Origin of the sequence: Klebsiella sp. Q2, from assembly GCF_009900705.1 — a bacterium.
Classification (GTDB): domain Bacteria; phylum Pseudomonadota; class Gammaproteobacteria; order Enterobacterales; family Enterobacteriaceae; genus Klebsiella; species Klebsiella quasipneumoniae.
This window is the reverse complement of record NZ_JAAABE010000002.1, coordinates 498,932-522,241: the sequence shown is the minus strand read 5'-3', so window position 1 is coordinate 522,241 and position 23,310 is coordinate 498,932. Positions and strand designations below refer to the sequence as shown.

Sequence of the window (23,310 nt, the reverse complement as noted above, 5' to 3'; positions counted from 1 at the left end):
TCGCTCGTCATGTTCCTTAAAATACTATGCCGCCGGGAAGATGATGGGACAAATAACCAATTTCTATGAACGATGCGCCTGCGGAATAAGTCCAGCCGCTTACTGGGCGTCCGCGCTCTCCCGCTGCGGCACGTCGGCTGCGGCCGCCGGCGCCTGCTGCGGGACAAAAATATGGTCCAGAATGGCGCGCGCCGTCGGTCCGGCCACCACCCCATCCCCGCCGCCGTTCTCCAGGATTAGCGCCATCGCCACCTTCGGATGCTGATAAGGGGCAAACAGGGTATAGAAGATGTGATCCCGCAGACGCACCGGGATCATTTTGGCGTTATAGGTCTGGTTTTGCTTCAGACTGAACACCTGCGAAGTCCCGGACTTCGCCGCAATCTGGTACGGCGCGGTATGGAACAGCTTGTAGCCGGTGCCGTTGGGCAGATTCGCCATCCCATACATACCGTTGCGCACAATGCCCCAGTACGGGGATTTTGGATCGCCCACCTGCGGCAGGTTCGCCGGCTGCTGATAACGTTCCACATGATTGCCCTGCTTCATCGAATAGAGCAGATGCGGGTCCTGCACCTTACCGTTGTTCAGGAGCGTGGTGAGCGCTTTCACCATCTGGATGGGGGTGGCGATCCAGTATCCCTGGCCGATACCGACGGAGATGGTATCCCCCTGGTACCAGGGCTTTTTATGCACTCGCTGTTTCCACTCCCGGCTGGGCAGCACCCCGCTATACTCCTCATTGAGATCGATGCCGGTGGACTGGCCGTAGCCGAATTTGCTCAGCCACTCATGGATCCGGTCGATGCCCATCTCGAAGGCAACCTGGTAGAAAAAGGTATCCGCCGACTCTTCAATGGCTTTGGTCACGTTGAGCATGCCGTGGCCGGTTTTCAGCCAGTCGCGGTAGCGACGCTGCGTGCCCGGCAGGGTCCACGTCGGCGCCCCGAAGAAGGTGGTGTTCGGCGTGATCACGCCGGCGGAGAGCGCCGACAGCGCCATATAGGGCTTCACCGTCGAGGCCGGGGGATACAGCCCCTGGGTGACGCGGTTGATCAGCGGCCGGTCCGGGTTATCCAGCAGCGATTTATAGGCCTGATAGCCGATACCTTTGACGAACGGGTTAGGATCATAGCTGGGGCTGGAGACCATCGCCAGCACCCCGCCATCCCGGGGATCGACCACCACCACCGCCGCGCGCTGCCCCTTCAGTACCGACTCAATATACTGCTGCAGGTGCAGGTCAAGGGTCAGGTAGAGGTTTTTCCCGGCCACCGGCGGTACTTCTTTCAACAGACGCACCACCCGGCCGTGGTTGTCCACTTCCACCTCCTGGTAGCCGGTGGTGCCGTGGAGCGCTTTTTCGTAATAACCCTCGATCCCCTGCTTGCCGATATTGTGGTCGGCAGCATAGTTCTCCTCTTCGCCATCTTTCGCCAGCCGCTGCAGGTCGCTGTCGTTGATTTTCGACACATAGCCCACCACGTGCGCCAGCTCTGCGCCGTAGGGGTATTCACGCTGCTGATAGCTCTCCACCGTCACCCCGGGGAAACGGAATTCGTTGACCGCGAAGCGGGCCACCTCCACGTCGCTGAGGTCGGATTTGAGGGTAACCGCTTTATAGCGGCTGCTGTGGTGCATATCGTCGCGGAAGCTGGAGATGTCGTCCGGCGTCAGGTCGACAATCGGCGTCAGGGTTTGCAGCAGCGCGGCCATATCGGGAATTTTGCTCGGGATCACCTGCAGGCGATACAGGGTAATATTCTGCACCAGCGGTATGCCGTTGCGATCGAATATCAGCCCGCGGCTGGGGGCGATGGGCAGCATTTTAATATCGTTTTGGTTGGAGCGGGTCTGGTAGAAATCGTGCTGCTCCACCTGCAGATGGTAGAGGTTGAAAATCAGCACGCCAAAGCAGACCACCACCAGCAGAAAGGCGATTGCGGCCCGGCGGATAAACAGCATCTCTTCCGCGGAGTGGTCGCGAATTTCATCTCTCAAAAGGGGCATTAGCGGTACATCACCTGGATCACGGGAAAAGCCAACGGCGTAACGGCCGGGAAGCATAGCCTTATCGCGGCGTTAGCCCTACTGAAAGGTTGCTAATGATCTGGCAGAAATGTTTCAGCATGTTAGAGCCTTGAGAGCCTTTCTCTGTGGCAGAAAGGCATCAGGGTGCGAGGTTAGCCAGCGACGGATATCGCTGGCCTCCCTTTTCCCGACAAACCCGGTTATTTTCTGGCCTCAAAAGCGATCTTAACCGCCATTCCGGCCAGTACCGTCGCCATCAGCCAGCGTTGAAATTGTTGCCAGCCCGGCCGCCGGCTAAGAAATAACGCCACCTGCCCGGCCAGCAAGATAATCAGGCCGTTCACCGCCACACTGATTAATACCTGAGTACAGCCTAACATTAACGACTGGCTGAGCACGCTACCGAGTCCGGGGGTGATAAACTGCGGCAGCAGGGACAAATAGAGGATAGCAACTTTGGGGTTCGCCAGGCTGGTGATAAATCCCATCAGAAACAGCTTACGCCCACTGTCCGCAGGTAATTCACGCACCGCGAATATCGGCCTCCCTCCCGGTTTAATCGCCTGCCACGCCAGATAGAGCAAATAAGCGACCCCGCATAAACGCAAGGCATCGTAGGCATAGGGGACCGCGAAAACCAACGCGGTAATGCCGAAAGCGGCACACAGCATATAGAAGAAAAAGCCCACGGCAACCCCGGCAAGGGAGATAAAGCCAGCGCGTTTTCCCTGGCAAATCGAACGCGAAGTGAGATACATCATATTGGGGCCGGGGGTTAACACTAATCCCAGCGCCACCGCGGCAAAGGCCATTAATGAAGCGAATTCAGGCATAACTTATCTCCAGATAGCGGTAATGCCCAGGCGCGCGGCGACGTCGACCATGCTCCCCAACAGTATTCTGTCTTTAGCGCCAGTCACATGGTGTCTAAGTATTAGCTTATTCTGTGTCCGCCAACAACCCCTGCGCCGGGCATTCGTTACGCTCGCTCAGCGGAAAACCCTCATCCTTTTCTCATAGTAAAATTGTCATATCTCAAACAATTAGCATTCCTTCGGCCCGATTGACGCAGATCGTTTCCTTTGCCGTCTCGTTACGTCTATGGTTAATGGTGAGGTGTATTTTTTACCCCTGGATCCACCAGGTCATATAAGAGGGTGTTTCGCCCTTCGTTGAACGGAATTAGCTATTAAATCCGTAGACTCATTCAAATATCGCTTATTGGTAGCAGTGTATATCGTAACGGCATTCACAAAAGCAAACGGAGCCTGATATGAGCACGTCTAACGACCCATCCAACAACGCATCCGCCGGAAAGTGCCCTTTCCACGCCGAGACGCCCAAGCAGAGCGCCGGCAGCGGCACCGGCAACCGCGACTGGTGGCCTAACCAGCTGCGTGTCGATCTGCTGAACCAGCACTCCAGTCGTTCCAACCCGTTGGGTGAGGATTTTAACTACAGGGAAGAGTTTAAAAAGCTCGATTACTCCGCGCTGAAGGCTGACCTCAGAGCGCTGCTGACCGATTCGCAAGAGTGGTGGCCAGCAGACTGGGGCAGCTATATCGGTCTGTTTATTCGTATGGCCTGGCACGGCGCCGGCACCTACCGCACCGTTGACGGTCGCGGCGGCGCGGGTCGTGGGCAGCAGCGCTTTGCGCCGCTGAACTCCTGGCCTGACAACGTCAGCCTAGATAAGGCCCGCCGTCTGCTGTGGCCGGTGAAACAGAAATATGGCCAGAAAATCTCCTGGGCCGACCTTTACATGCTGGCGGGTAACGTGGCGCTGGAAAACGCCGGCTTCCGCACCTTCGGTTTTGGCGCCGGTCGTGAAGATGTCTGGGAACCGGATCTGGACGTTGACTGGGGCGATGAGAAAGAGTGGCTGGCCCACCGTCACCCGGAAAGCCTGGCGAAACAGGCCATCGGCGCCACCGAAATGGGGCTGATTTACGTTAACCCGGAAGGACCGAACGCCAGCGGCGAGCCGCTGTCCGCCGCCGCGGCCATTCGCGCCACCTTCGGCAATATGGCGATGGACGATGAAGAAATAGTCGCGCTGATCGCCGGCGGCCACACGCTGGGTAAAACCCATGGCGCCGCAGAAACCAGCCACGTCGGCGCCGAGCCGGAAGCCGCGCCGCTGGAAGCGCAGGGCCTGGGCTGGCACTCCAGCTACGGCAGCGGCGCAGGCGCGGATGCCATTACCTCCGGTCTGGAAGTGGTCTGGACGCAGACGCCCACCCAGTGGAGCAACTACTTTTTCGAGAACCTGTTCAAATACGAATGGGTGCAGACCCGCAGCCCGGCGGGCGCTATCCAGTTCGAAGCCAAAGACGCCCCGGAAATTATCCCGGATCCGTTTAACCCGGGGAAAAAGCGCAAACCGACCATGCTGGTCACCGACCTGACCCTGCGCTTCGACCCGGAGTTTGAGAAGATCTCCCGTCGCTTCCTCAACGACCCGCAGGCTTTTAACGAGGCCTTCGCCCGGGCGTGGTTCAAGCTGACCCACCGCGATATGGGGCCGAAATCCCGTTACCTCGGGCCGGAAGTGCCAAAAGAAGATCTGATTTGGCAGGATCCGCTGCCGGCGGCCACCCATCAGCCGAGCGCGGAAGACATCGCCAGCCTGAAAACCGCCATCGCCGGCGCCGGCCTGTCAGTGAGTGAGCTGGTATCGGTGGCCTGGGCCTCTGCCTCCACCTTCCGCGGCGGCGATAAGCGCGGCGGCGCCAACGGCGCGCGTCTGGCGCTGGCCCCGCAGAAGGACTGGCCGGTCAATGCTATCGCCAGCCGGGTGCTGCCGACCCTGCAGGCGATCCAGCGCGCCTCCGGCAAAGCGTCGCTGGCCGATATCATCGTGCTGGCTGGCGTGGTCGGCGTTGAGCAGGCTGCGGCGGCGGCCGGCGTCAGCGTCAACGTGCCGTTTACCCCTGGTCGCGTCGACGCCCTGCCTGAGCAGACCGACGTCGAGTCGTTTGACCTGCTGCAGCCGCTGGCGGATGGCTTCCGCAACTACCGTCGCATCGAGGGCGGTGTGTCGACGGAAACGCTGCTGATCGATAAAGCGCAGCAGCTGACCTTAACCGCTCCGGAGATGACGGTTCTGGTGGGTGGACTGCGCGTGCTGGGCGCCAACTACGACGGCAGCAAACACGGGGTGTTTACCGACCGCGTCGGCGTGCTCAGCAATGACTTCTTCGTCAACCTGCTGGATATGGCCACCGTCTGGAAACCGGCCGATGATCGGGCGGAGCTGTTTACCGGCAGCGACCGTAAAACCGGCGAAGCGAAGTACAGCGCCACCCGCGTGGATCTGGTGTTTGGCTCCAACTCGGTCCTTCGCGCCCTGGCGGAAGTGTACGCCTGCGCCGACGGGCAGCAGAAGCTGGTGCATGACTTTGTCGCCGCCTGGACCAAGGTGATGAACCTCGACCGTTTCGACCTGTGATCCCCTCGCCCCGGCACCCGCCGGGGCTTTTTTTTATACCGCCCGCGGCAGCTGTTGCAGGCGGCTCCGCGTTCGCTGAATATCCTCCAGTGCCACCCCGGCCACCAGCGTCTCCAGGTCGCAGCGGGTCACCAGCAGCAGGCGGATCTGCTTTTCATACAACACATCAATCACGTTGATAAAGCGCTGCTGGGCCGCCGGCCCAACCGTGGCTAGCGGCGGCACCTCGTCCAGCAACCAGACGGCATAACGTTCGCTGAGCGCCAGATAGTCCATCACCGCCGTGGCGGCCTGGCAGAGCTGGGCAAAAGAGAAATGGAGCAAGGCGGGTGACGCCGCGGCCGCCTGCAGCGTGCGGTAGCCTACCTCCAGCGGGACCGGTTCGGCAGGCAGCGAGGGCAGCTCGTACAGCTGACGCTGTGATTCGCCCGGGTTAACCCACAGCCGCCCGCTGCAGAAGGCGTTATCCTGGCTCAGATGCCGTTCGCGATAATCCTCCTCGCCGTTAAGCGCGACGACCGCCAGGTGGGCGCGGATCAGCGCGATCGACGGTAAAAAGCGATCGTGATACAGCGGATTAGGCAGCAGCATCTCCGGCGGGTAGTTAGAGGTAGCCAGCAGCACGATGCCCCGTTGAAAAAGGTGTTCCAGCAGCGCCTTCATCAGCATGGCGTCGCCGGGGTCGTGAAGATGAAATTCGTCGAAACACAGCAGGCGGCAGCCGGAGGTCATCTGCATCATCACCGTCTGCAGGCCAGGCGCGCCGGGGGCATTCAGCCGCTGGTGCAGTTCGCGGAAGAAGTGATGAAAATGGACCCGACGCCGGGCGGCAAGCGGCAGCCTGGCAAAAAAGTGGTCGAGAATATAGCTTTTCCCTCGCCCGGTGCGTCCCCAGACGTACAGTCCCTGCGGCGTGCCGGGCGCGGACAACAACTGCTGGCCCAGGGCGTCCAGGCGAGCGATGAGCGACAGCTGATCGTTGTCCAGCGTCAGACGGGCACGCGCCGCCTGCTCGGCCATCACGCGGGTAAAGCGAAAATCAGCCGTCGTCATAGTCTGGCCAGATTCCGACGGCACACATCCATTATTTAACATTCTTATAACCTCCGGCAGGAGGCCATTCTAGCCGCTTTCCCACGGGTTGGCGAATCGCGCGGCCAGCGGCCGTTTCCGCTGCCCCGCCGCCTGTCTCTATGCTTCTCCGACGCGCCAGTGTACCGAGGTGACGTTCTGCTGAACGCCAACCTGCGCCATAATCTGCGCCAGCGTTTTCTGATGCTGCTTATGGCTAATCAGCTCCGCGCAAATCTCCAGCTGATCCGCCGTGTCTGCTGCCGCCGACTGTAATCCCTGCAGGGTGAACCTCTGCTGCTGAGCAATATTCAGCAGCAGCTGACGCACGGCCTTTTCATGCTCGCGCAAACAGGTGACGCGTAAGATATAGCGTTTTTCTTCGTCACCGGCGCCCGGCAAGGCATGAATACGCTGCGCCGCTTCGCGGAGCAGGATATTGGCGCACAGAATAATCAGCGTCGCCGCCGTCGCGTTCCAGAACTGCCCCCGGCCGCAAAGGACACCGATACCGGCCGAGCACCACAGGGTAGCGGCGGTATTGAGGCCGCGAACGTTCATGCCATCGCGCATAATCACTCCCGCCCCCAGGAAGCCGATACCGGAGACGATCTGCGCCGCAATGCGCCCCGGGCTGTCCGGCGAGGCCGACATCGCGCTAAGAATAAACACCGCCGCGCCGGTGGCCACCAGCGCATTGGTCCGCAAACCGGCCATACGTTGCCGCCATTGTCTTTCCGCGCCGATCAGCGCTCCCAGCAGCATTGCCGCGAGTAAATGTGTCATATAAGGAAATACCATCGCGCCTTCCTCCAGATAACAGAAAGCAATAAAAATGTATTGATGTCGCGCTCAGCCGCGCCGGGCAATTAGCGGGCGGATGATGGTGGAGGAAATAAGGTGGTGGGAAACAGAAACATAACGATGCCTCTCGCGTTCGGTCGCGAATCACTACATTCAGGGAGGCAATCCGGTAATCAAAGATTGCTGCCCGCCGGTTCGGCAAGCAGCGAAAATAGTCGCGTTAACTTGCCGGAGAATAACAATAAGGATGACTGTCCAACGCATGACTCCTGTATGAAAGTGGGCACATTATAGCCCGGCGCAATAGCGGGTAAAGCGGGAAAACGCCGCCAGTGAGGATTCGTTTACTCTGTCTGGCCCTGGGCCTGGCCCTGCGCAGCGCGACATCGCCTGGCGGAGAACATTGCCGCCCACGGTGATTTACTTCAATTCTTCCCTTAGCGTGCGGCGAAAAGCAGCAGGAATATCATCTTTTACCCTGCATGGCGCGATCTTGCGCTAAAGATTGCCGTTAACGCTAAAGATTAAAAATTTAAAACTATTAACAATCACTTAACATTAGCAAGCAAACCATTCTTCCTGAGGAACACAACACCATGTCTACCACCCAGGTTCTCGGCGAATCGCCCTATGCTTCGCCAGGACAACCGCACGCCAGCTTAACCGGACGCATTGACGCGCTGCCCGCCTCCTTCGGGTTATGGTCGTTTATCACCCTACTCTCCCTCGGCGGCTTTTTTGAGCTCTACGATTTGTTCCAGACCGGGTACATCAGCGCGGGCCTGCTGGCGGAGGGTATTTTCCACACCGGCGCGGCGGGGATCTTTGGCATCGCCGATCAGGCGGCCTTTGCTTCCGCCACCTTTATGGGGCTGTTTATCGGCGCGAGCCTGCTGGCGCCGCTGGCGGACAAGCTGGGGCGCCGCCTGACCTTTATGGTGGCGCTCGCCTGGTACGGCTTTTTCTCGCTGCTGATGGCGACCCAGAGCAGTGCGGAAGGAGTGATCTTCTTCCGCTTTCTGGTGGGAATCGGCCTCGGCATTGAGCTGGTGACCATTGACACCTACCTCAGCGAATGGGTACCTACCCACCTGCGCAATAAAGCCTTCGCCTTTGCCTTCTTTATTCAGTTCTTGTCGGTTCCGGCGGTAGCGCTGATGTCCTGGATATTGGTGCCAACCACCCTCTTCGGCCTCAGCGGCTGGCGCTGGGTGATCATCTTCGGTGCGCTGTTCTCGCTGGCGATCTGGTTTATCCGCAAAAAGCTGCCGGAGTCAGCCCGCTGGCTGGAAAGCAAAGGGCGGCATGATGAAGCGCATGCGGTGATGTGCGCCATGGAAGCCCGCTGCGGCCTGACGCCGTCGCCGAAGCATGTGCAGGCGGCACAGAGCGTCGTCAAACGCGGCACCTTCGGCGAAATCTGGGCGCCGCAGTACCGGCAGCGAACCCTGATGCTGATGGTGATGAATTTCTTCCAGGCGATCGGTTTCTTCGGCTTTGGCAACTGGCTGCCAGCGCTGCTTTCCGGTCAGGGGGCCAGTATCACCCACAGTCTGCTGTACGCCTTCTTTATCACCCTCGCCTATCCGCTGGGCTGCCTGTTCTGCACCCGCTTCGTGCATCGCTTTGAGAACAAGTGGCAGATCGTACTCTCCGCGCTGATGACCGTCATCTTCGGCACCCTGTTTGCGCTGCAAAACAATCCTATCCTGCTGGTGATCTGCGGGTTTATGATCACCTGGTCCAACGCCTGGCTGACCATCAGCTACCACGCCTACCAGGCCGAGGTCTTCCCGACCCATATTCGCGCCCGCGCCGTCGGCTTCTGCTACTCGTTCAGTCGTCTCTCGACCGCGGTGACCAGCATCCTGATCGGCATTATTCTGCAATATGCCGGCACGCCGGGGGTGATTAGCTTTATCGTCGTCAGTATGCTGATGGTGATGCTGTCGGTGGGGATCTTCGGCCCGAGAACCCGGGGCATTCGACTGGAGAATATCTGAGGCTGGCCTCAGCCAAAAATCCCCTGCGCCTCGGCGAAGCATTTTTCCGCCAGGGACGAGACCGGCTCCTGCTGGCGCATAATCAGCGCCAGCTGCGAATCGACCTGGCTTTCGGCGATGGGCAGGATCTCAAGATTATCGCTTAGCGCTTCGAGGCCGTTGTTAAGCGGCATAATGGCGCAGCAGATCCCCGCCTGCACCGCCTGGATAATCTGAAACGTTGAATCGCTTTCAAAGACAGACGTCGGGGTTAGCCCTTTGGCCTTAAAGCTGATTTCAATGGATTCCCGGTAGTACATTCCCTTGGTCAGAAAGCCAAGGGGCAGCGCCGCCAGCGTATCCCAGCCCGGCGTCCCGGCGCTGAAGTCGAAATGGCGTTTATCGTGCAGCAGTCCCATCCGGGTTTGCGGCAGCCGGGCGATCTTAAACAGGCGTTCATCCAGATGCTGCAGGTAACAGATCCCCAGGTCCAGCTGGTTGCGGCTAACGCCATCGATAATCTGCTCCGAGGTCATTGACAGCAGGCTGAACTGCAGCGCCGGGTACTTCTCCGCGAGGGGTTTAATCAGCTGCATCGGGTTGAGGCTCGCCAGTGGCACCATACCAACCCGCAGCTGGCCGACCATCTGCCCGCGACAGATGGCCGCCTCCGCCGCCAGGCCGTCATGGGCGGCAAGCACCGCTCGCGCCCAGGCGAGAATCCGCTCCCCCTCCGGGGTAAAACCTTCAAAGCGCTGCCCGCGCTGGATAAGGGTCAGGTTCAGCTCCTCTTCCAGATTACGAATGCGCATGGAGAGGGTCGGCTGGGTAATATGGCAGGCTGCCGCCGCCTGGCCAAAATGGCGCGTCTGATCGAGCGCGATCAAATACTTGAGTTGCTTAATATCCATTCTCTTTCCCGTTTGAACCCCGCCGTTCACCCCCGGGGCCGCGCACAGGTTACCAGAATGTTAGTTTCATCACCGATAAATTCAAGCGAGGACAGGAGGGGCGACGGGGCGCAGGACGGCGCGACGCCGCCCAACGCCCTGCTTCTTTAACGCACGCCGGCCAGCGGGCGGATCTCTTTCGAGCGCAGCGTCAGGCGGACAGGAACTGACTTATAGGAGGGCGTACCGCTCTCTTCATCCAGATAGTTCAAGGGCACCAGCACGTTGGCTTCCGGATAATAGGCGCCGACGGTGCCGGGCGCGATGCCGTAGGCCACCACGGTGATATCTCTGAGCGTCAACGCGCTGCCCGGCAGCGCGGTGTGGATATCCACCCGATCGCCATGCTCCAGGCCCTGGGCGGCCATGTCCTGCTCGTTCATAAACAGCACGTCGCGACGGCCAAAAACGCCGCGGTAACGGTCATCCATAGCGTAGATGGTGGTGTTGTACTGGTCGTGGCTGCGCAGGGTCACTAAGCGCATCACATCCTCGCCCTCCACCACCACGTTCTCATGCACGCCTTTGAAAACCGAGAACATGGCTTTGCCGGTGGCGGTAGGCCAGATGCGCTCGGTCGGCGGCAGCGGCATGCGAAAGCCCCCGGGGTGACGAATGCGCTGGTTGTAATCCTCGAATCCCGGAATGGTCTGTTCGATCAGATCGCGAATGCGGTCGTAATCTTCCACCAGATACAGCCAGTCGACTTTGCTGGCCGGCAGAGTGGCCTTCGCCAGACCGGCGACAATCGCCGGCTCCGAGCGCAACGTCGGCGAGGCGGGCTTAAGCTTGCCTGAGGAGGCATGTACCATCGACATCGAATCCTCGACGGTGATCGACTGTCGGCCGCTGGCCTGCAGGTCAAGCTCGGTGCGGCCCAGACACGGCAGAATAAAGGTCTCTTTCGCCGTCAGCAGGTGCGAGCGGTTGAGCTTGGTGCCGACGTGAACGCTGAGCTCAAGGTTGCGCATCGCCGGGAAAGCGCGTTCGTGATCCGGCATCGCCACGGCGAAGTTGCCCCCGAGGCAGATCAGGGCTTTGGCGTCGCCAGCGATCATGGCCTCCAGCGCCTTCACCGCATCGTGACCATGATGCCGCGGCGGCACGATCCCCATCACCCGCTGCAGGCTGTCGAGGAAGGCCGCGGTGGGTTTTTCGCTGATCCCGACGGTGCGGTTTCCCTGCACGTTTGAATGGCCGCGCAATGGGCAGATCCCGGCTCCCGGCTTGCCGATATTGCCGCGCATCAGCAGCAGGTCGGCAATCAACCGGACGTTGGAAGTGCCTTTATTATGCTGGGTGATGCCCATGCCGTAGGTGACGATGGTGGCCGTGGATTTGGCGTAGGCCACGGCGACCTGGGTTAGCGACTCGCGCGTCAGGCCGGACTCCTGCTCAATGTCCTGCCAGCGGGTGGCGTGCAGATCCTCGGCGAAGGCGGCGAACCCCTGGGTATGTTGCGCAATAAACGCGTGGTCGAGCACCTGGCCCTGCTCCTCCTCCAGCTGCAGCAGCGCTTTGGCGATCCCTTTCAGCGCCGCCGCGTCGCCGCCGGCCCGTACCTGGTAGTAGGTCGACGCGATCGGCGTCGAGCGATAAGTCGCCATCTCCATCACGTTCTGCGGGTCGGCAAAACGCTCCAGCGCCCGCTCACGCAATGGGTTAAAAACGATAATCGGCACACCCCGGCGGGAAAGCTCATGCAGAGTGCCCATCATCCGCGGATGGTTGGTGCCCGGATTATGGCCGATGGAGATCACCAGCTCGGTCTGGTCAAAATCGTCGAGGGAGACGGTGCCTTTGCCAATGCCGATCGACTGCGGCAGGCCCACGCTGGTGGATTCATGGCACATGTTAGAGCAGTCGGGAAAGTTATTGGTGCCGTACTCGCGGGCAAACAGCTGAAACAGCCACGCCGCTTCATTGGAGGCCCGTCCGGAGGTGTAGAATTCAACTTCATCTGGCTGCAGGCCGCGAAGGATCTCGCCGATACGGGCGAAGGCCGCCTCCCACGCCACCGGTCGCAGCGTATCGCTGGCGCGGTCGTAGACCAAAGGATGGGTTAAGCGGCCATAGCCCTCCAGTTCAAAATCGCTTTTCGCCAGCAGGGAGGTCACGGTGTTAGCGGCGAGAAACGCTGGCGTCACCCGTTTGGTGGTCGCCTCCCAGGTAACGGCTTTGGCGCCATTTTCGCAAAACTGAAAAGTGGATTTATGCTCTTTATCCGGCCAGGCGCAGCCCGGGCAGTCAAACCCATCCGGCTGGTTAGTTCGCAGCAGCGTGGCGGGCGCCTCGAAGGCATCCATCTGGGTACGCACGGCAATGGCCGTGGCCTTCAGCGCGCCCCACCCGCCTGCCGGACCGTCATAGGGGTGAACACCGGGAACCGCGCGTCTTTTATTGGTCATCTTTTTACTCCTGCTGCTCTGTTCTGGCCGCCGCCGGCCGAAAAAAAGCGTGCGACGACCCCGGCGACGAGGCGTGGTGTGCGCGGCGTCACCTGATAAGAATGCTGTTTCTCAAGGATAGTACGATGGGAAAGCGTAGGTACTGCGTTTGTTAACCGAATAATAACATACGCCACAAATCTGTATAATTGATGTTATCTATCGGGTGTTAAATTTAACTTATTTGCAAATTTTGCTTTTATCGCCGCCCTCTGCGCGGCGGGTCACGCGGGGACGGGAAAGCGATGACCGGGCAGCGGAAACTGCCCGGCGCGCAGGGGTTCAGGTCAGGTTGAAGTAACGGTCCGGACGCAGCGTCTCCGGCAGCGGATGTTGACCGGTCATGTCGAGCAGATTGCGCTCAATGGTGTTGCACATCGCGTTCAGCGGCAGGTCGTTGGCGGCGGTGCCGAAAGGATCCTCCAGCTCTTCCGCCAGCGAATCCCAGGATAAAAAGGTGTAGGAGATAAAGACCGAGACAAACGGCGTCATGTAGTGCAGATCCCCGACCAGGGCGAACGGCAGCAGCGTGCAGAACAGGTACACGGTGCGCTGCAGGATCAGGGTATAGGCGAACGGCACCGGGGTGGTGGCCAGCCTTTCGCAGCCGCCCAGCACGTGCGCCAGCTCATCGAGCTTATTGTCCATCAGCCCGTAGGTGATGTCGCTCAGCTTGCCCGCCTCGCGCAGCTGGCCAATTTCGTTACCGGCCAGCAGCAGGATCCGGTTGGTGGGCATCGAACTGGCGAGGATCTCCGTCACCCTCTCCTCGGGCAGCAGCCGCCGCAGGTCAGCCGTCGGATCGGTTTTGCGCAGCTGGTGCTTCAGGCTCCAGCTGAAGGCCACCAGATAGCTGACGATGCGCTGATGGGCATCGTGTTCCGCCGGCAGGATATTGCGCAGCTGGCGCACCAGGGTACGTTCGGCGATAAGCACCGTCCCCCACAGATTGCGCGCCTCGACGAAGCGGCTATAGCTGGCGCTGTTGCGAAAGCCGAGGAAAATCGCTATCGCGATGCCCAGCAGACTGAACGGCGCCACCGTTAAGTGGATCCCCAGCTGCGCGTAACATTGATAGCTGATAATGGCGATGATGGACATCAGCACATTAAGCAGCAGACGAAAGATGATTTTTGACAGCACGGAGCCGTGCCAGTCAAATAGGCGAAGAAACCAGTGTTGTTCTGGCCGAATGATCATTGTCTGACTTCCTGAATTACCGCTCTGGTCATTATCTCGAAATAAAGAATAGAGATTATCTATGAACCGATTGGTTTATTTTATCGTTAACTGCAACGGGCAGATCTGCGCCATTATTTAGCGATGGTAATGGCCGGCTCAGTATGAGCCTTATTTATCGTTCAGGCAATCAATGCGCGGGCGGAAGGGGCGAGGAATAATGGCTCAGGGATAAAATAACCGCTGAGCCAGTCTATTTTCCGCTTATGACGTCAGGCAGTTTGCCTCCCCCGGCGAACTGGCAACCGCCGCGCAGGGATCGAGATGCACCATCACATTAAGCACCGGATGCTGCGCCATGACCCGCTCCCGCGCCTGCCGGGCAATCTGATGCCCTTCAGCGACCGACAGCTCTCCGGCAACCTCGAGATGGACATCCACCAGCACCAGATCCCCCGCCTTACGGGTTTTCAAATCGTGCAGACCCGCCACGCCCGGCGTGGCCCGCAGCGTGCCGGCGATTGCCCGCTGCGTCTCTTCATCGACAGCGCGGTCCATTAAATCGTGCAGCGCGGTGGCGGCGAAACGATAGCCCATCCGCGTAATCACCAGCCCTACCGCCAGCGCGGCGAGCGGGTCGAACCAGGCGAACCCGGCCAGATTACCGATAATCCCCAGCGCCACCACCAGGGATGACGCGGCGTCTGAGCGGGCATGCCAGGCGTTGGCGATGAGCAGCGAGGAGTTCAGCCGCCTGGCGGCCGCCAGCATATAGCGAAACAGCCCCTCTTTGACCACCAGCGCCGTCAGCGCCATCCACAGCGCCACGCTGTGCACCGGCGGAATCGTCTGCGGTTGCGCGAGATGACCCGCGGCAGACCACAGCATACCGACCCCGACCAGCACCAGGATCGCGCCGAGGACCAGAGAGGCGCCGTTCTCATAACGCCAGTGGCCATAATGGTGATCGTGGTCAGACGGTCGGCGACTCTTTTTATTCGCCACCAGCACGACGCCATCGGCGAGCAGATCGGAAAAAGAGTGCATACCATCGGCAATTAATCCCTGGGAACCAGAAAATATTCCCACCGCAATCTGCAACGCGGAGAGAAAAATATTGACCACCACGCTAACCAGGGTACTCCTTCGCGCCTGCTCAGAACGCTGATGATATTTATTATCATTTTCAAAATTATGTTGTGCCATTATTTCTCTCCCTCAGTGAGCGGGAAGAATAAACTGACAAGCTGAGTTTATGCTTAACAATATAAAAGCCATTGCCTTGCTGTTTAACGAAATCGCTGCGGTCGTTAATTACTGTATTCTGAAAGTGTGGCCCCGGAGGTACAACCGCGCGCGGATGGACTATCTTATCACTGGCGACCGACAGGTCGGGCCACCTTCTCTTAGCCACCACAGGAGTCAGCGATGTCAGCAATCACACCATCCCGGCTGCGTTTTGCCATTAATCTGGGCAATGCGGTACTGGCCCATCCTGGAGAAAACGGCGAGCCGACAGGCATTACCCCCGAGCTCAGCCATCGACTGGCGCAGCGCTGGGGCGTCGTCGCCGAGTTCGTCACCTATCCTGCCGCCGGTAAAGTGGTGGCCGACGCCGGCGGCGAACGCTGGGATATCGCCTTTCTGGCCATCGACCCGGCGAGGGAGGCGACCCTGCGCTTTACTTCTCCCTATATCACCATTCAGGGGACCGCGCTGGTGAGAGCCGGTTCGCCCTGCCAGAGCGTGGCCGATATGGATCGCCCGGCAACCACGATTAACGTCGGGCAAAACGCCGCCTACGATCTGTGGCTCACCCGCCATTTGCAGTACGCCAGCCTGAATCGTCTCCCCTCCTCGCAGGAGGCCATCGACGCCTTCCTCGCCGGTGAAGGGGATATGGTCGCTGGCATCCGTCAGCCGCTGGAGGCGACAGCGCGCCGCCATCCGGGGGTGCGGGTCTTAGCGGATAATTTTACCGAGATCCAGCAGGCCATCTGCGTCGCCCGGGATGATGTGGTCCGCTTTAACGCGGTGAATGACGCGTTGGACGAATGGCGGGCGGACGGTAGCCTGGAGGCGCTGATTGCCCGGCACCTGGGCAAGGCGGGCTGAATCACGCCTCCGCCATCCGGCGCATGGCGCAATGCCAGGCGCCGTTACGTACCGAGGCGCGAAGCACGCGGGCGATCGCCAGTACCATCAGACGCGTCGTGCGCCGCTGCAGCGGCGACAGCGACAGTCCCAGCATCTCCTGCGCCCATGGCGGCAGAAGATCGATCCCGGCCCGCATCATCACCTGGCCAACCGGCTGACTCAGGCGACCCGGCAGACGGGTGGTGAGCAGTACCTCGGCTACCTCCCGGGTACGTTCGTCACAGCGCAGCTGCGGACGCATCGCCTCAAGATAGTCCGCGACCTCATTCGGCGTCTGGGGAATATCTTTGGCTCCCAACCGACGAGCGATCTCCGCCGACTCGCGAAAATAGTCCTCCTGGCGCTGGACGCTGACCACCGTCCGCTTGTAGCGCAGGTGGGAGGCCATAAAGCGGCTGCACTCAGCGACATGCACCCAGGTCAACAGCGCCGGGTCGCTTGCCTGATACGGCGTGCCGTCCTTGTCCACCCCGGCGATCCGCTGATGGATCCCCTGCACTTTGGCGATCAGCCGCTCGGCGTCGGGGGTGGCGGCGAAGGTGGTAGCGGAGATAAACTGACTGGTGCGACGCAGGCGGCCAAAGATATCCTCGCGGAAACGGGAGTGGTCCCAGACGCCGGCCAGCGCCAGGGGGTGCAGCATCTGCAGCAACAGCGCGCTAATGCCGCCGCACAGCATTGAGGTAAAATCGCCATGCACCTGCCAGATGGCTGATTGCGGACCAAAAAGCCCCGGCTCCCCTTTGGGCTGTTCAAAATCAATCTCTTTTAGCGCCATGCCGGTCAGGCCGAGCACCTGCGCCTCGATCATTCCGCGAATGCCGATCATGCTGGAGTCCCTTACGTTTACCAAAGGACCAAAGATACCACTATTGCGCAGCGGAGGCAGTGACAGGGAGAGAGATCGCGGGAACGGTGCCCGCAGAGTGCGGGCACAACAGCTTATGGATTCAGCTGGTAGTCAAGGGTGATATTGGCTTTCAGCACCTGTGATACCGGGCAGCCGGCCTTCGCTTTCTGGATGATCTCATCGAACGCCGCCGGCGCAACGCCGGGCAGGACAATCTGGCTTTGCAACGCGATGTCGGTTATTGCAAACCCACCGTCGGTTTTATTAAGGGTGACCACTGCGGTGGTGTCGATGGACGTCGCGGTATAGCCCTCTTCGCTGAGCATCAACGATAGGGCCATCGAGAAGCAGGCGGCATGTGCGGCGCCGATCAGCTCTTCGGGGTTGGTGCCTTTCACCCCCTCAAAACGGGTATTAAAGCCGTAGGGCTGCTGGCTCAGCGCCCCGCTCTCCGTCGACACGGTGCCTTTGCCATGCTTGAGATCGCCTTCCCAGTGCGCCAGCCCTTTCTTATGAATCGCCATATGACTCCTCCTGTGATGATGTCGAACAAAAAGTATAGTGCCTGATGCTGAACCTGCTTCTATTCTGCGGCCCGCCGCATCAGCGTTCCCAAAAAGTTCCCGTTGCGAATGACGCTAACGGCCATCGTGAGGATGGTAAGGATCGGTTTTGTCATCCTCGCTGTCGTCCCGTTTACGCGGCACTTCGCCATGTTCGTCAGGCGCCTCGCGCGCAGGGTGCTTCCCGCGCTCCTCGTCATGCGGGTGGGATGTTGTGCTCATACCGGTAAGCTCCCCTTACTTAGGCGACTGTTTGAGCAGGCGATCGATACGTACTACCGGCGGCGTCATTTTGCGATCAAGGCTGCCGTTAATACTGACCAGATCGTCAGGCTCTACGTGCTGTTCATTAAACGCGGCAACCGGAATAATGGCGGTGATGGTGCCGCTTTTATCGCGAAACTGATAACGGTCATCCCCCTGTCGGGTGAGCAGATTGCCGCGCAGGGAAACCGTGGCGCCGTCGTGCATGGTTTTCGCCTGCTCAACGGTCATGATCCGCCCCTCCTCGACGCCGCGATAGCCGTCATCGAGTTTGTGCGGCGGCGGCGGCGCGGCATCCTGGCTAAAACCGCCTTTATCGTCCGCCTGCGCGACCGCGGCGGCAAACAAACAGGCCATGGCCAAGGCTAATTTTTTCATCATGCCTCCTTGTTTTTGCTGATGAACAGATTAAAGCCTGGCTGAGGCTGGCCATTTTTACAAAGTCAATTGTTCTGATATCGTCTAATATAAGAATGTCCTTATCGTTACGCTGATGGCGAAACGAAACGCGGGGAAATAATAATGACTGAGAATCAACAACCTTGTCACATCGTCGACGAGAATGAACAGGCCCGCCGCTTTGAATATCGCTTCAGGCGCTATGGGATAATTGTTCTCAGCCTCATCATCCTTACCGCATTGAGCGGCCTGTGGTCCTCCGGATATTTCAGTGAGGCGCACCGGGAAAGCCCTAATGGTGAATTACGCGTCGATTACCAGCGTTATGCCAGACTGATGAGTGAAACCGAACTGAATATTCAGATCAAACCCACGCAGGAAAATGACACGACGATCAGTTTCGCCGCCACGTTATTAACCCGTTACCAGGTTGGCGATATCCGCCCGCAGCCGGATAAGATGTACAGTGCCGACGGGAAATTACATCTGGTGTATCAGCGGACAACCAGCCGCTCGCCGCAATCGGTATGGTTATCTATTACCCCCAAAACGATAGGCAATATTTCCCTGCAGGCGGCAGTCAACGATCGCCCTGCCGTCAGCTGGCAACAGTTTGTCTATCCGTAGGAGTCGCGATGGAAATGGTCCTCAGAGCCGCAGCAATCTATCTGATCCTGCTGATTATTTTCAAGATTGCCGGTAGACGAACCCTGATGCAGTTAACCAATTTTGACCTGATACTGCTGCTGATTATCAGTGAAGCGACCCAGCAGGCGATGCTCAGCACAGACTATTCCGTTACCGGTTCGATGCTGACTATCGTCACCCTGGTCAGTATTGATATTTTATTCGGCTATATTAAGAAAAAATTTGCCCAGGCGGAAAATTTTCTGGATGGCACGCCGGTTATCGTAGTGGAAAATGGTGCTGTCATCGATGAGAAAATGAAGCTCGTCAATATTTCTGTCGATGATATCCTGCTGGCGGCCAGGCAGCACCATGGGATTTATGAACTGAAAGCGATAAAATTCGCTATTCTCGAACGTAACGGCCAGATATCCATTATTCCGGAACAGGAATAACACCGGCTTAGCTATTTATCGCGCTCCGGTTGTTTATCCCCCGATTCCGGGGCGCGGGTGGCGTCGTCCTCTTCTTTTTCAACGCTACGCGTGTTTACTGTCAACATTTTTCCTCCTCGCGGGTTGTCAAGTATCTTACAGATTATAGAACCTTAACGCCTGCTTATGCAGAAACAGGCCAGAGTCATCAGGATATGTCGCCTGATTCACACTGCGCTTATTCCAGGATATTTCCCACCTCACCGTCGTTATTTATGCTTAATAATGATTCGATCCGTGCAGCTTAAATTTACGATAGCGAAACAATTAATGAGGTCACTATGTCCGTGATGGTTATTACCGGCGGAACCGCCGGGGCAGGAAAAGCCACCGCGCTGCGTTTCGCCCGCGCAGGGTATCACGTGGCGCTGATCGCCCGCGATGAAACGGGTCTGCAGGAGACGCAGCAGGCTTGTGAACGTTTCGGCGTCAAAACGCTGGCGATTAGCGCCGATGTCGCCGATGCCGGGGCCGTGCAGCGCGCCGCCGCCGAGGTGGAAGCCACCCTCGGCGCCATCGACGTCTGGATCAATAACGCCATGACCACCGTGCTGGCGCCCTTTCGGCAGATGAGCGACGACGAATTTCGCCGGGTGACGGAGGTGACCTATCTCGGCTATGTCAACGGTACCCGCGCGGCGCTCGAGGTCATGACGCCCCGGGATCGGGGGGTGATTATTCAGGCTGGATCGGCGCTGGCCTGGCGCTCGATCCCCCTGCAGTCGGCCTATTGCGGCGCGAAAGCGGCGATCCGCGGCTTCACCGATGCCGTGCGCACCGAGCTAATGCATGAGAAAAGCCACATCCAGTTGACCATGGTCCAGCTGCCGGGGATGAACACTGCTCAGTTTGGCTGGGCGCGCAACAAAATGGAGCAGGCCATGCAGCCGGTACCGCCGGTCTATCAGCCGGAGGTCGCCGCTGAGGCCATCTACAGCGTGATCCAGCGGCCGGTGAACGAGCTGTGGGTGGGGAAAAGCACCATCCAGTCGATCCTCGGCCAGGTCTTCTTCCCTCGTCTGCTCGATCGGCTGATGGTGAAAAAAGCGTGGGAGGGACAGTTTACCGGCCAGCCGAAGCCGGCAGAACATCAGGACGACCTGTTCACGCCAGTGCGCGGCAATCATCCCGGACACGGCCCCTTTAACGATGGCGCGCGGAGTAAAGCGGTGACCATCAGCGCCGATCTTCCGGGTAAAGTGGCTGCCGGCGTCGGTGTGGCGGTGGCGACGATGGCCCTGCGGGCGTTGTTCCGCCGACCAGGAAGACGGCGCTAAAGCAGGCTGCGGCTGAACCAGCGGTAACCATAGCCGGAGAGCGCCAGCCGCGCCTTTTCCCCGCCGTATAGCCCGTCCTGGTAGAACTTATCTTCCAGGATCGGGCTCCAGTAACCCTCGGCCAGCGGCGGGAGCTGGACCTCCACCGCCTGCTGGCTGCAGTTCGCCAGCATCAGCACCTCCCGCGATTCGCTGCGATAGCACAAGCCCAGCACCGCGGCTGGCTTCACCGTAATAAGGGTAAAAGGGATGGATCCCGGTTCAGTATATTCCGTGCGCGCCAGCACCATATTGCGTACCCGATGCAGTAGCGACCGGGGGTGGCGCAACGCCGCTTCGACATTGATCCGCTGGTAGCGAAACCGTCCACTGGCCACCGGTTTCACCGGCAAATCATCCGGCGCCGCCCGGGAAAAGCCGCCGTTGGGCGCGCCCGACCACTGCATCGGCGTTCGGACCGCGTAGCGCTCCGGTAAGCGCAGATCGTCGCCCATACCAATCTCGTCGCCATAGCGCATCACCGGCACGCCAGGCAGCGCGAGCAGGATGGCATGAGCCAGCGCGATGCGTCGGGTATCGCCATCCAGCATCGGCGCCAGCCGCCGGCGCACGCCGCGCTGGTAAACCGACATCGATTTATCAGGGGCAAAGGTGCGGATAACCTGGCGTTTGTTGCGTTCGCCAATCCCCTCAAGGTCCAGTTCATCATGGTTACGCAGCCAGTTGACGAAGCAGCATCCGTCCGGCGGGGCCACCATTGCCTGCAACGCCTTCACTACCGGGGTGGCGCGCTGCTGCGCCAGGCTGACATAGAGATATTTATTAAGCCAAAAATTGAGCACCATCTGCAGCCGATCGCCGCGGCCGAAATAATGGCGATAATCTTCCACTTCCACGTCCACTTCACCCAACAGTATCGCGTCGGGATTGAGGCGCTGCACGACCTGCCGGAGATGCGTCAACAGCGGGTAGCCCCGCGCCTCGTCGCCCTTCCCGGCCTGCTTCACCAGATGTGACGCCGCATCGAGGCGAAATCCTGACACCCCGGCCTGCAGCCAGAAGGTGATGATGTTTTCAATTTCAGCGATCACCGGCGGATGAGCGAGATTCAGGTCGGGCTCATGGCGATAAAACATGTGGCGATAGTATTGTCCGGCCTGGTCGTCCCAGCTCCAGACGCTCTCCTCGACGCCGGGAAACATGGGAGGATCGTCGTTCTCCGGGGGCCGATCGGCCCAAAGATAGTATGGCCGCCACGGCGACCGGGGATCGCGTCGCGCCGCCTGAAACCACGGGTGCTGGGCAGAAGTATGCTGGATAACCAGCTCAACAATCACCCGCAGCCCCAGCTCCCGGGCGCGGGCAATCAGCTCAATCACGTCGGCGATGGTCCCGAAACGGGGATCGGGCTGCAAATGGTCGCTGATATCATAGCCATCATCCTGCAGTGGGGTAAGATAGAAAGGGGTCAGCCAGAGCACCGTCGCCCCCAGGCTACGAATGTAGTGCAGCTTTTGGCGTATACCGGCAAGATCGCCAAACCCATCGCCGTTGGCGTCGTAAAACAGAGCACTGTCAACCTGATAGATGACCGCTCTGTGAAACCACTCTTCCTGTTGCATCACTATCACCTTGCGTTCTGCCCGCCACTGTCAGCGTCCTCAGCGCGCCCTGCTGGTTTTCGTGCGCGTTTTGTCGACTGGCGATACGGGGCCGTGCTCTGCAGGTGGCCCCCTGTTCGCCACCGCGTCCACCAGAGCCTGCTGCCTGGCGGTTAATTTCAGCGGAACCGCTTTATCTGTGGCGAGGATCGCGATGGTGTGGCGCTTAACCATGATTGACTCCGGCGGCTTATTGTCCGGCCTCAACGCCGGGCAGAGAGTTATGCATCAGATATTGTCCGGTCAGCGCCGGCAGATGATGCAGCAGCCAGTCAGCCATCCCTCTCTCTTCGGCAAGGATCCCTTCCAGAGTCGGCATCGCACTATGGTCCCCCACGCGCTTCGCCGCCGTTAATAAAGCGGTATAGCAGGCGACCTCAAAATGGGCAAAAACGTAGGCGGTGATAATGAGTTTAATGAGCTCATCGCCGGGTAGCATGATGCCGATAGTCTGGCCCAGGGCTGCGACCCGGCTCATCGCATCCTTCAGCGCCGAGCGGGAAATATGGTTGCGGGCGATAAGGTCCTGCAGAGCAGACAGTTGCCGACGAGTTTCATAAAGATGTTGTTCAAGGCGGGTTCGCAGTTGCGGTTCATTATCGAGGCGTCTGATGGTGGCCATAAGCAGTGACTCGGCCTGTTTTTCCATGGCATGGGCATCGCGAAGCCAGTTGTGGTAATTTTCACTATCCGTCATATACACCTCTGATCGTTAATTATTTATTTTGACGGGGAATCTTCATTCTCTTCCGCCGCCTGGTCAGCTCGCGCTGCGCTATATCCGGATAAATGTCCAACAATATTGGCATAAATACTGATGAGAATGACCCACAGGACGCTGTCTTTCCACCAGATTAACGAGGGTATCGCCAGGCCCACCCACATAACGGCGGCCACAAGATGACAGCGCTTAATAAATACCGGCGTCAGTTTCATTTTATTACCCTAGATCTGAACAATATTTAGCAAGCGGATGTGTTGCTACCCGCCCCTGGCGTCCGACGATTGACACCAGGCTTAAAATAGCTTACTTATGCACAGCGATAAAAAGCAGTACTGTTACGTGTTGCTCCGAACCGTTATTTACTCACTCTTAGCGCTTC

Annotated in this window: 22 protein-coding genes and 1 riboswitch; of the genes, 6 read left to right on the top strand and 16 right to left on the bottom strand. The window is 59.1% G+C overall.

Annotated elements, in window-relative coordinates:
- Positions 1-99: 99 nt before the first annotated feature.
- Both mrdA and GT756_RS10240 read right to left on the bottom strand, forming a co-directional pair.
- Positions 100-2,010 carry a penicillin-binding protein 2 gene (gene mrdA / locus GT756_RS10245; protein WP_174562433.1) on the bottom strand — a complete coding sequence of 637 codons (1,911 nt, stop codon included), beginning with the start codon at positions 2,008-2,010 and terminating at the stop codon, positions 100-102.
- Between the two features lie 221 nt (positions 2,011-2,231).
- Complete coding sequence (locus GT756_RS10240; RefSeq protein WP_004202603.1) at positions 2,232-2,864, bottom strand: LysE family translocator; 633 nt, start codon at positions 2,862-2,864, stop codon at positions 2,232-2,234.
- A 17-nt stretch (positions 2,865-2,881) separates the two neighbouring features.
- A riboswitch (ZMP/ZTP riboswitch) is annotated at positions 2,882-2,961 on the bottom strand.
- A gap of 343 nt (positions 2,962-3,304) precedes the next feature.
- Between GT756_RS10240 and katG the strand changes: the two genes are divergently transcribed.
- The gene (gene katG, locus GT756_RS10235; protein ID WP_004202604.1) at positions 3,305-5,482 is read left to right on the top strand and encodes a catalase/peroxidase HPI; all 2,178 of its coding nucleotides are present in this window, start codon (positions 3,305-3,307) and stop codon (positions 5,480-5,482) included.
- Between the two features lie 33 nt (positions 5,483-5,515).
- Here the strand turns inward: katG and zapE are convergent, their stop codons facing one another.
- Together zapE and GT756_RS10225 are read right to left on the bottom strand one after the other, a co-directional pair.
- Positions 5,516-6,577: a cell division protein ZapE gene (gene zapE / locus GT756_RS10230; RefSeq protein ID WP_160124747.1), complete on the bottom strand. Its 1,062-nt coding sequence runs from the start codon at positions 6,575-6,577 to the stop codon at positions 5,516-5,518.
- A gap of 96 nt (positions 6,578-6,673) precedes the next feature.
- Positions 6,674-7,354, bottom strand: a complete 681-nt coding sequence (locus GT756_RS10225; protein ID WP_160124746.1) for an MgtC family protein — start codon at positions 7,352-7,354, stop codon at positions 6,674-6,676.
- A gap of 599 nt (positions 7,355-7,953) precedes the next feature.
- Between GT756_RS10225 and GT756_RS10220 the strand changes: the two genes are divergently transcribed.
- Positions 7,954-9,360: an MFS transporter gene (locus GT756_RS10220; RefSeq protein WP_004202615.1), complete on the top strand. Its 1,407-nt coding sequence runs from the start codon at positions 7,954-7,956 to the stop codon at positions 9,358-9,360.
- Between the two features lie 8 nt (positions 9,361-9,368).
- Here the strand turns inward: GT756_RS10220 and GT756_RS10215 are convergent, their stop codons facing one another.
- The 4 genes from GT756_RS10215 to GT756_RS10200 form a co-directional block, all read right to left on the bottom strand.
- The gene (locus GT756_RS10215; protein ID WP_023318340.1) at positions 9,369-10,250 is read right to left on the bottom strand and encodes a LysR family transcriptional regulator; all 882 of its coding nucleotides are present in this window, start codon (positions 10,248-10,250) and stop codon (positions 9,369-9,371) included.
- 146 nt (positions 10,251-10,396) lie between these two features.
- The gene (locus GT756_RS10210; RefSeq protein WP_043519627.1) at positions 10,397-12,697 is read right to left on the bottom strand and encodes an FdhF/YdeP family oxidoreductase; all 2,301 of its coding nucleotides are present in this window, start codon (positions 12,695-12,697) and stop codon (positions 10,397-10,399) included.
- A gap of 321 nt (positions 12,698-13,018) precedes the next feature.
- A complete protein-coding gene (locus GT756_RS10205) occupies positions 13,019-13,936 on the bottom strand; it encodes a bestrophin family protein (RefSeq protein ID WP_160124745.1) in 918 nt (305 codons plus the stop codon).
- Between the two features lie 243 nt (positions 13,937-14,179).
- The gene (locus GT756_RS10200; RefSeq protein ID WP_057215444.1) at positions 14,180-15,121 is read right to left on the bottom strand and encodes a cation diffusion facilitator family transporter; all 942 of its coding nucleotides are present in this window, start codon (positions 15,119-15,121) and stop codon (positions 14,180-14,182) included.
- Positions 15,122-15,343: 222 nt separating this feature from the next.
- On the opposite strand from GT756_RS10200, the gene GT756_RS10195 reads away from it, so the two are divergent.
- The gene (locus tag GT756_RS10195) at positions 15,344-16,030 is read left to right on the top strand and encodes an ABC transporter substrate-binding protein (protein WP_048324334.1); all 687 of its coding nucleotides are present in this window, start codon (positions 15,344-15,346) and stop codon (positions 16,028-16,030) included.
- A gap of 1 nt (position 16,031) precedes the next feature.
- Here GT756_RS10195 and GT756_RS10190 read toward each other — a convergent pair whose 3' ends face one another.
- The 4 genes from GT756_RS10190 to GT756_RS10180 form a co-directional block, all read right to left on the bottom strand.
- Positions 16,032-16,901 carry an oxygenase MpaB family protein gene (locus GT756_RS10190; RefSeq protein WP_032456112.1) on the bottom strand — a complete coding sequence of 290 codons (870 nt, stop codon included), beginning with the start codon at positions 16,899-16,901 and terminating at the stop codon, positions 16,032-16,034.
- Positions 16,902-17,014: 113 nt separating this feature from the next.
- Entirely contained in the window at positions 17,015-17,446 is a 432-nt protein-coding gene (locus GT756_RS10185) for an OsmC family protein (protein WP_004202630.1), read from the bottom strand.
- 114 nt (positions 17,447-17,560) lie between these two features.
- Positions 17,561-17,707, bottom strand: coding sequence for a hypothetical protein (locus tag GT756_RS25855; RefSeq protein ID WP_017900537.1), 147 nt, complete (start codon positions 17,705-17,707; stop codon positions 17,561-17,563).
- 15 nt (positions 17,708-17,722) lie between these two features.
- Positions 17,723-18,127 carry a YdeI family stress tolerance OB fold protein gene (locus GT756_RS10180; RefSeq protein ID WP_004202632.1) on the bottom strand — a complete coding sequence of 135 codons (405 nt, stop codon included), beginning with the start codon at positions 18,125-18,127 and terminating at the stop codon, positions 17,723-17,725.
- Between the two features lie 144 nt (positions 18,128-18,271).
- On the opposite strand from GT756_RS10180, the gene GT756_RS10175 reads away from it, so the two are divergent.
- From GT756_RS10175 to GT756_RS10165, 3 genes are all read left to right on the top strand, one after another.
- The gene (locus GT756_RS10175) at positions 18,272-18,775 is read left to right on the top strand and encodes a hypothetical protein (RefSeq protein WP_160124744.1); all 504 of its coding nucleotides are present in this window, start codon (positions 18,272-18,274) and stop codon (positions 18,773-18,775) included.
- Positions 18,776-18,783: 8 nt separating this feature from the next.
- Complete coding sequence (locus GT756_RS10170; RefSeq protein ID WP_004202634.1) at positions 18,784-19,230, top strand: DUF421 domain-containing protein; 447 nt, start codon at positions 18,784-18,786, stop codon at positions 19,228-19,230.
- Between the two features lie 320 nt (positions 19,231-19,550).
- A complete protein-coding gene (locus GT756_RS10165; protein ID WP_153245163.1) occupies positions 19,551-20,546 on the top strand; it encodes an SDR family oxidoreductase in 996 nt (331 codons plus the stop codon).
- Here the strand turns inward: GT756_RS10165 and GT756_RS10160 are convergent.
- From GT756_RS10160 to GT756_RS10150, 4 genes are read right to left on the bottom strand one after another with little or no spacing between them, the layout of a single operon-like run.
- Positions 20,543-22,168: an alpha-amylase family protein gene (locus tag GT756_RS10160; protein ID WP_004202637.1), complete on the bottom strand. Its 1,626-nt coding sequence runs from the start codon at positions 22,166-22,168 to the stop codon at positions 20,543-20,545. The two genes, GT756_RS10165 and GT756_RS10160, sit on opposite strands and share 4 nt — an antisense overlap.
- A gap of 39 nt (positions 22,169-22,207) precedes the next feature.
- A complete protein-coding gene (locus GT756_RS25850; protein ID WP_174562432.1) occupies positions 22,208-22,381 on the bottom strand; it encodes a hypothetical protein in 174 nt (57 codons plus the stop codon).
- A gap of 16 nt (positions 22,382-22,397) precedes the next feature.
- Positions 22,398-22,904, bottom strand: coding sequence for a ferritin-like domain-containing protein (locus GT756_RS10155; RefSeq protein WP_032456113.1), 507 nt, complete (start codon positions 22,902-22,904; stop codon positions 22,398-22,400).
- 23 nt (positions 22,905-22,927) lie between these two features.
- Complete coding sequence (locus GT756_RS10150) at positions 22,928-23,143, bottom strand: hypothetical protein (RefSeq protein WP_004202641.1); 216 nt, start codon at positions 23,141-23,143, stop codon at positions 22,928-22,930.
- Between the last annotated feature and the right edge of the window lie 167 nt (positions 23,144-23,310).

Coding starts and splice junctions, on each gene's coding strand:
- mrdA (WP_174562433.1), bottom strand. CDS start 2,010: ATGCCCCTTTTGAGAGATGAAATTCGCGACCACTCCGCGGAAGAGATG.
- GT756_RS10240 (WP_004202603.1), bottom strand. CDS start 2,864: ATGCCTGAATTCGCTTCATTAATGGCCTTTGCCGCGGTGGCGCTGGGA.
- katG (WP_004202604.1), top strand. CDS start 3,305: ATGAGCACGTCTAACGACCCATCCAACAACGCATCCGCCGGAAAGTGC.
- zapE (WP_160124747.1), bottom strand. CDS start 6,577: ATGTTAAATAATGGATGTGTGCCGTCGGAATCTGGCCAGACTATGACG.
- GT756_RS10225 (WP_160124746.1), bottom strand. CDS start 7,354: ATGGTATTTCCTTATATGACACATTTACTCGCGGCAATGCTGCTGGGA.
- GT756_RS10220 (WP_004202615.1), top strand. CDS start 7,954: ATGTCTACCACCCAGGTTCTCGGCGAATCGCCCTATGCTTCGCCAGGA.
- GT756_RS10215 (WP_023318340.1), bottom strand. CDS start 10,250: ATGGATATTAAGCAACTCAAGTATTTGATCGCGCTCGATCAGACGCGC.
- GT756_RS10210 (WP_043519627.1), bottom strand. CDS start 12,697: ATGACCAATAAAAGACGCGCGGTTCCCGGTGTTCACCCCTATGACGGT.
- GT756_RS10205 (WP_160124745.1), bottom strand. CDS start 13,936: ATGATCATTCGGCCAGAACAACACTGGTTTCTTCGCCTATTTGACTGG.
- GT756_RS10200 (WP_057215444.1), bottom strand. CDS start 15,121: ATGGCACAACATAATTTTGAAAATGATAATAAATATCATCAGCGTTCT.
- GT756_RS10195 (WP_048324334.1), top strand. CDS start 15,344: ATGTCAGCAATCACACCATCCCGGCTGCGTTTTGCCATTAATCTGGGC.
- GT756_RS10190 (WP_032456112.1), bottom strand. CDS start 16,901: ATGATCGGCATTCGCGGAATGATCGAGGCGCAGGTGCTCGGCCTGACC.
- GT756_RS10185 (WP_004202630.1), bottom strand. CDS start 17,446: ATGGCGATTCATAAGAAAGGGCTGGCGCACTGGGAAGGCGATCTCAAG.
- GT756_RS25855 (WP_017900537.1), bottom strand. CDS start 17,707: ATGAGCACAACATCCCACCCGCATGACGAGGAGCGCGGGAAGCACCCT.
- GT756_RS10180 (WP_004202632.1), bottom strand. CDS start 18,127: ATGAAAAAATTAGCCTTGGCCATGGCCTGTTTGTTTGCCGCCGCGGTC.
- GT756_RS10175 (WP_160124744.1), top strand. CDS start 18,272: ATGACTGAGAATCAACAACCTTGTCACATCGTCGACGAGAATGAACAG.
- GT756_RS10170 (WP_004202634.1), top strand. CDS start 18,784: ATGGAAATGGTCCTCAGAGCCGCAGCAATCTATCTGATCCTGCTGATT.
- GT756_RS10165 (WP_153245163.1), top strand. CDS start 19,551: ATGTCCGTGATGGTTATTACCGGCGGAACCGCCGGGGCAGGAAAAGCC.
- GT756_RS10160 (WP_004202637.1), bottom strand. CDS start 22,168: ATGCAACAGGAAGAGTGGTTTCACAGAGCGGTCATCTATCAGGTTGAC.
- GT756_RS25850 (WP_174562432.1), bottom strand. CDS start 22,381: ATGGTTAAGCGCCACACCATCGCGATCCTCGCCACAGATAAAGCGGTT.
- GT756_RS10155 (WP_032456113.1), bottom strand. CDS start 22,904: ATGACGGATAGTGAAAATTACCACAACTGGCTTCGCGATGCCCATGCC.
- GT756_RS10150 (WP_004202641.1), bottom strand. CDS start 23,143: ATGAAACTGACGCCGGTATTTATTAAGCGCTGTCATCTTGTGGCCGCC.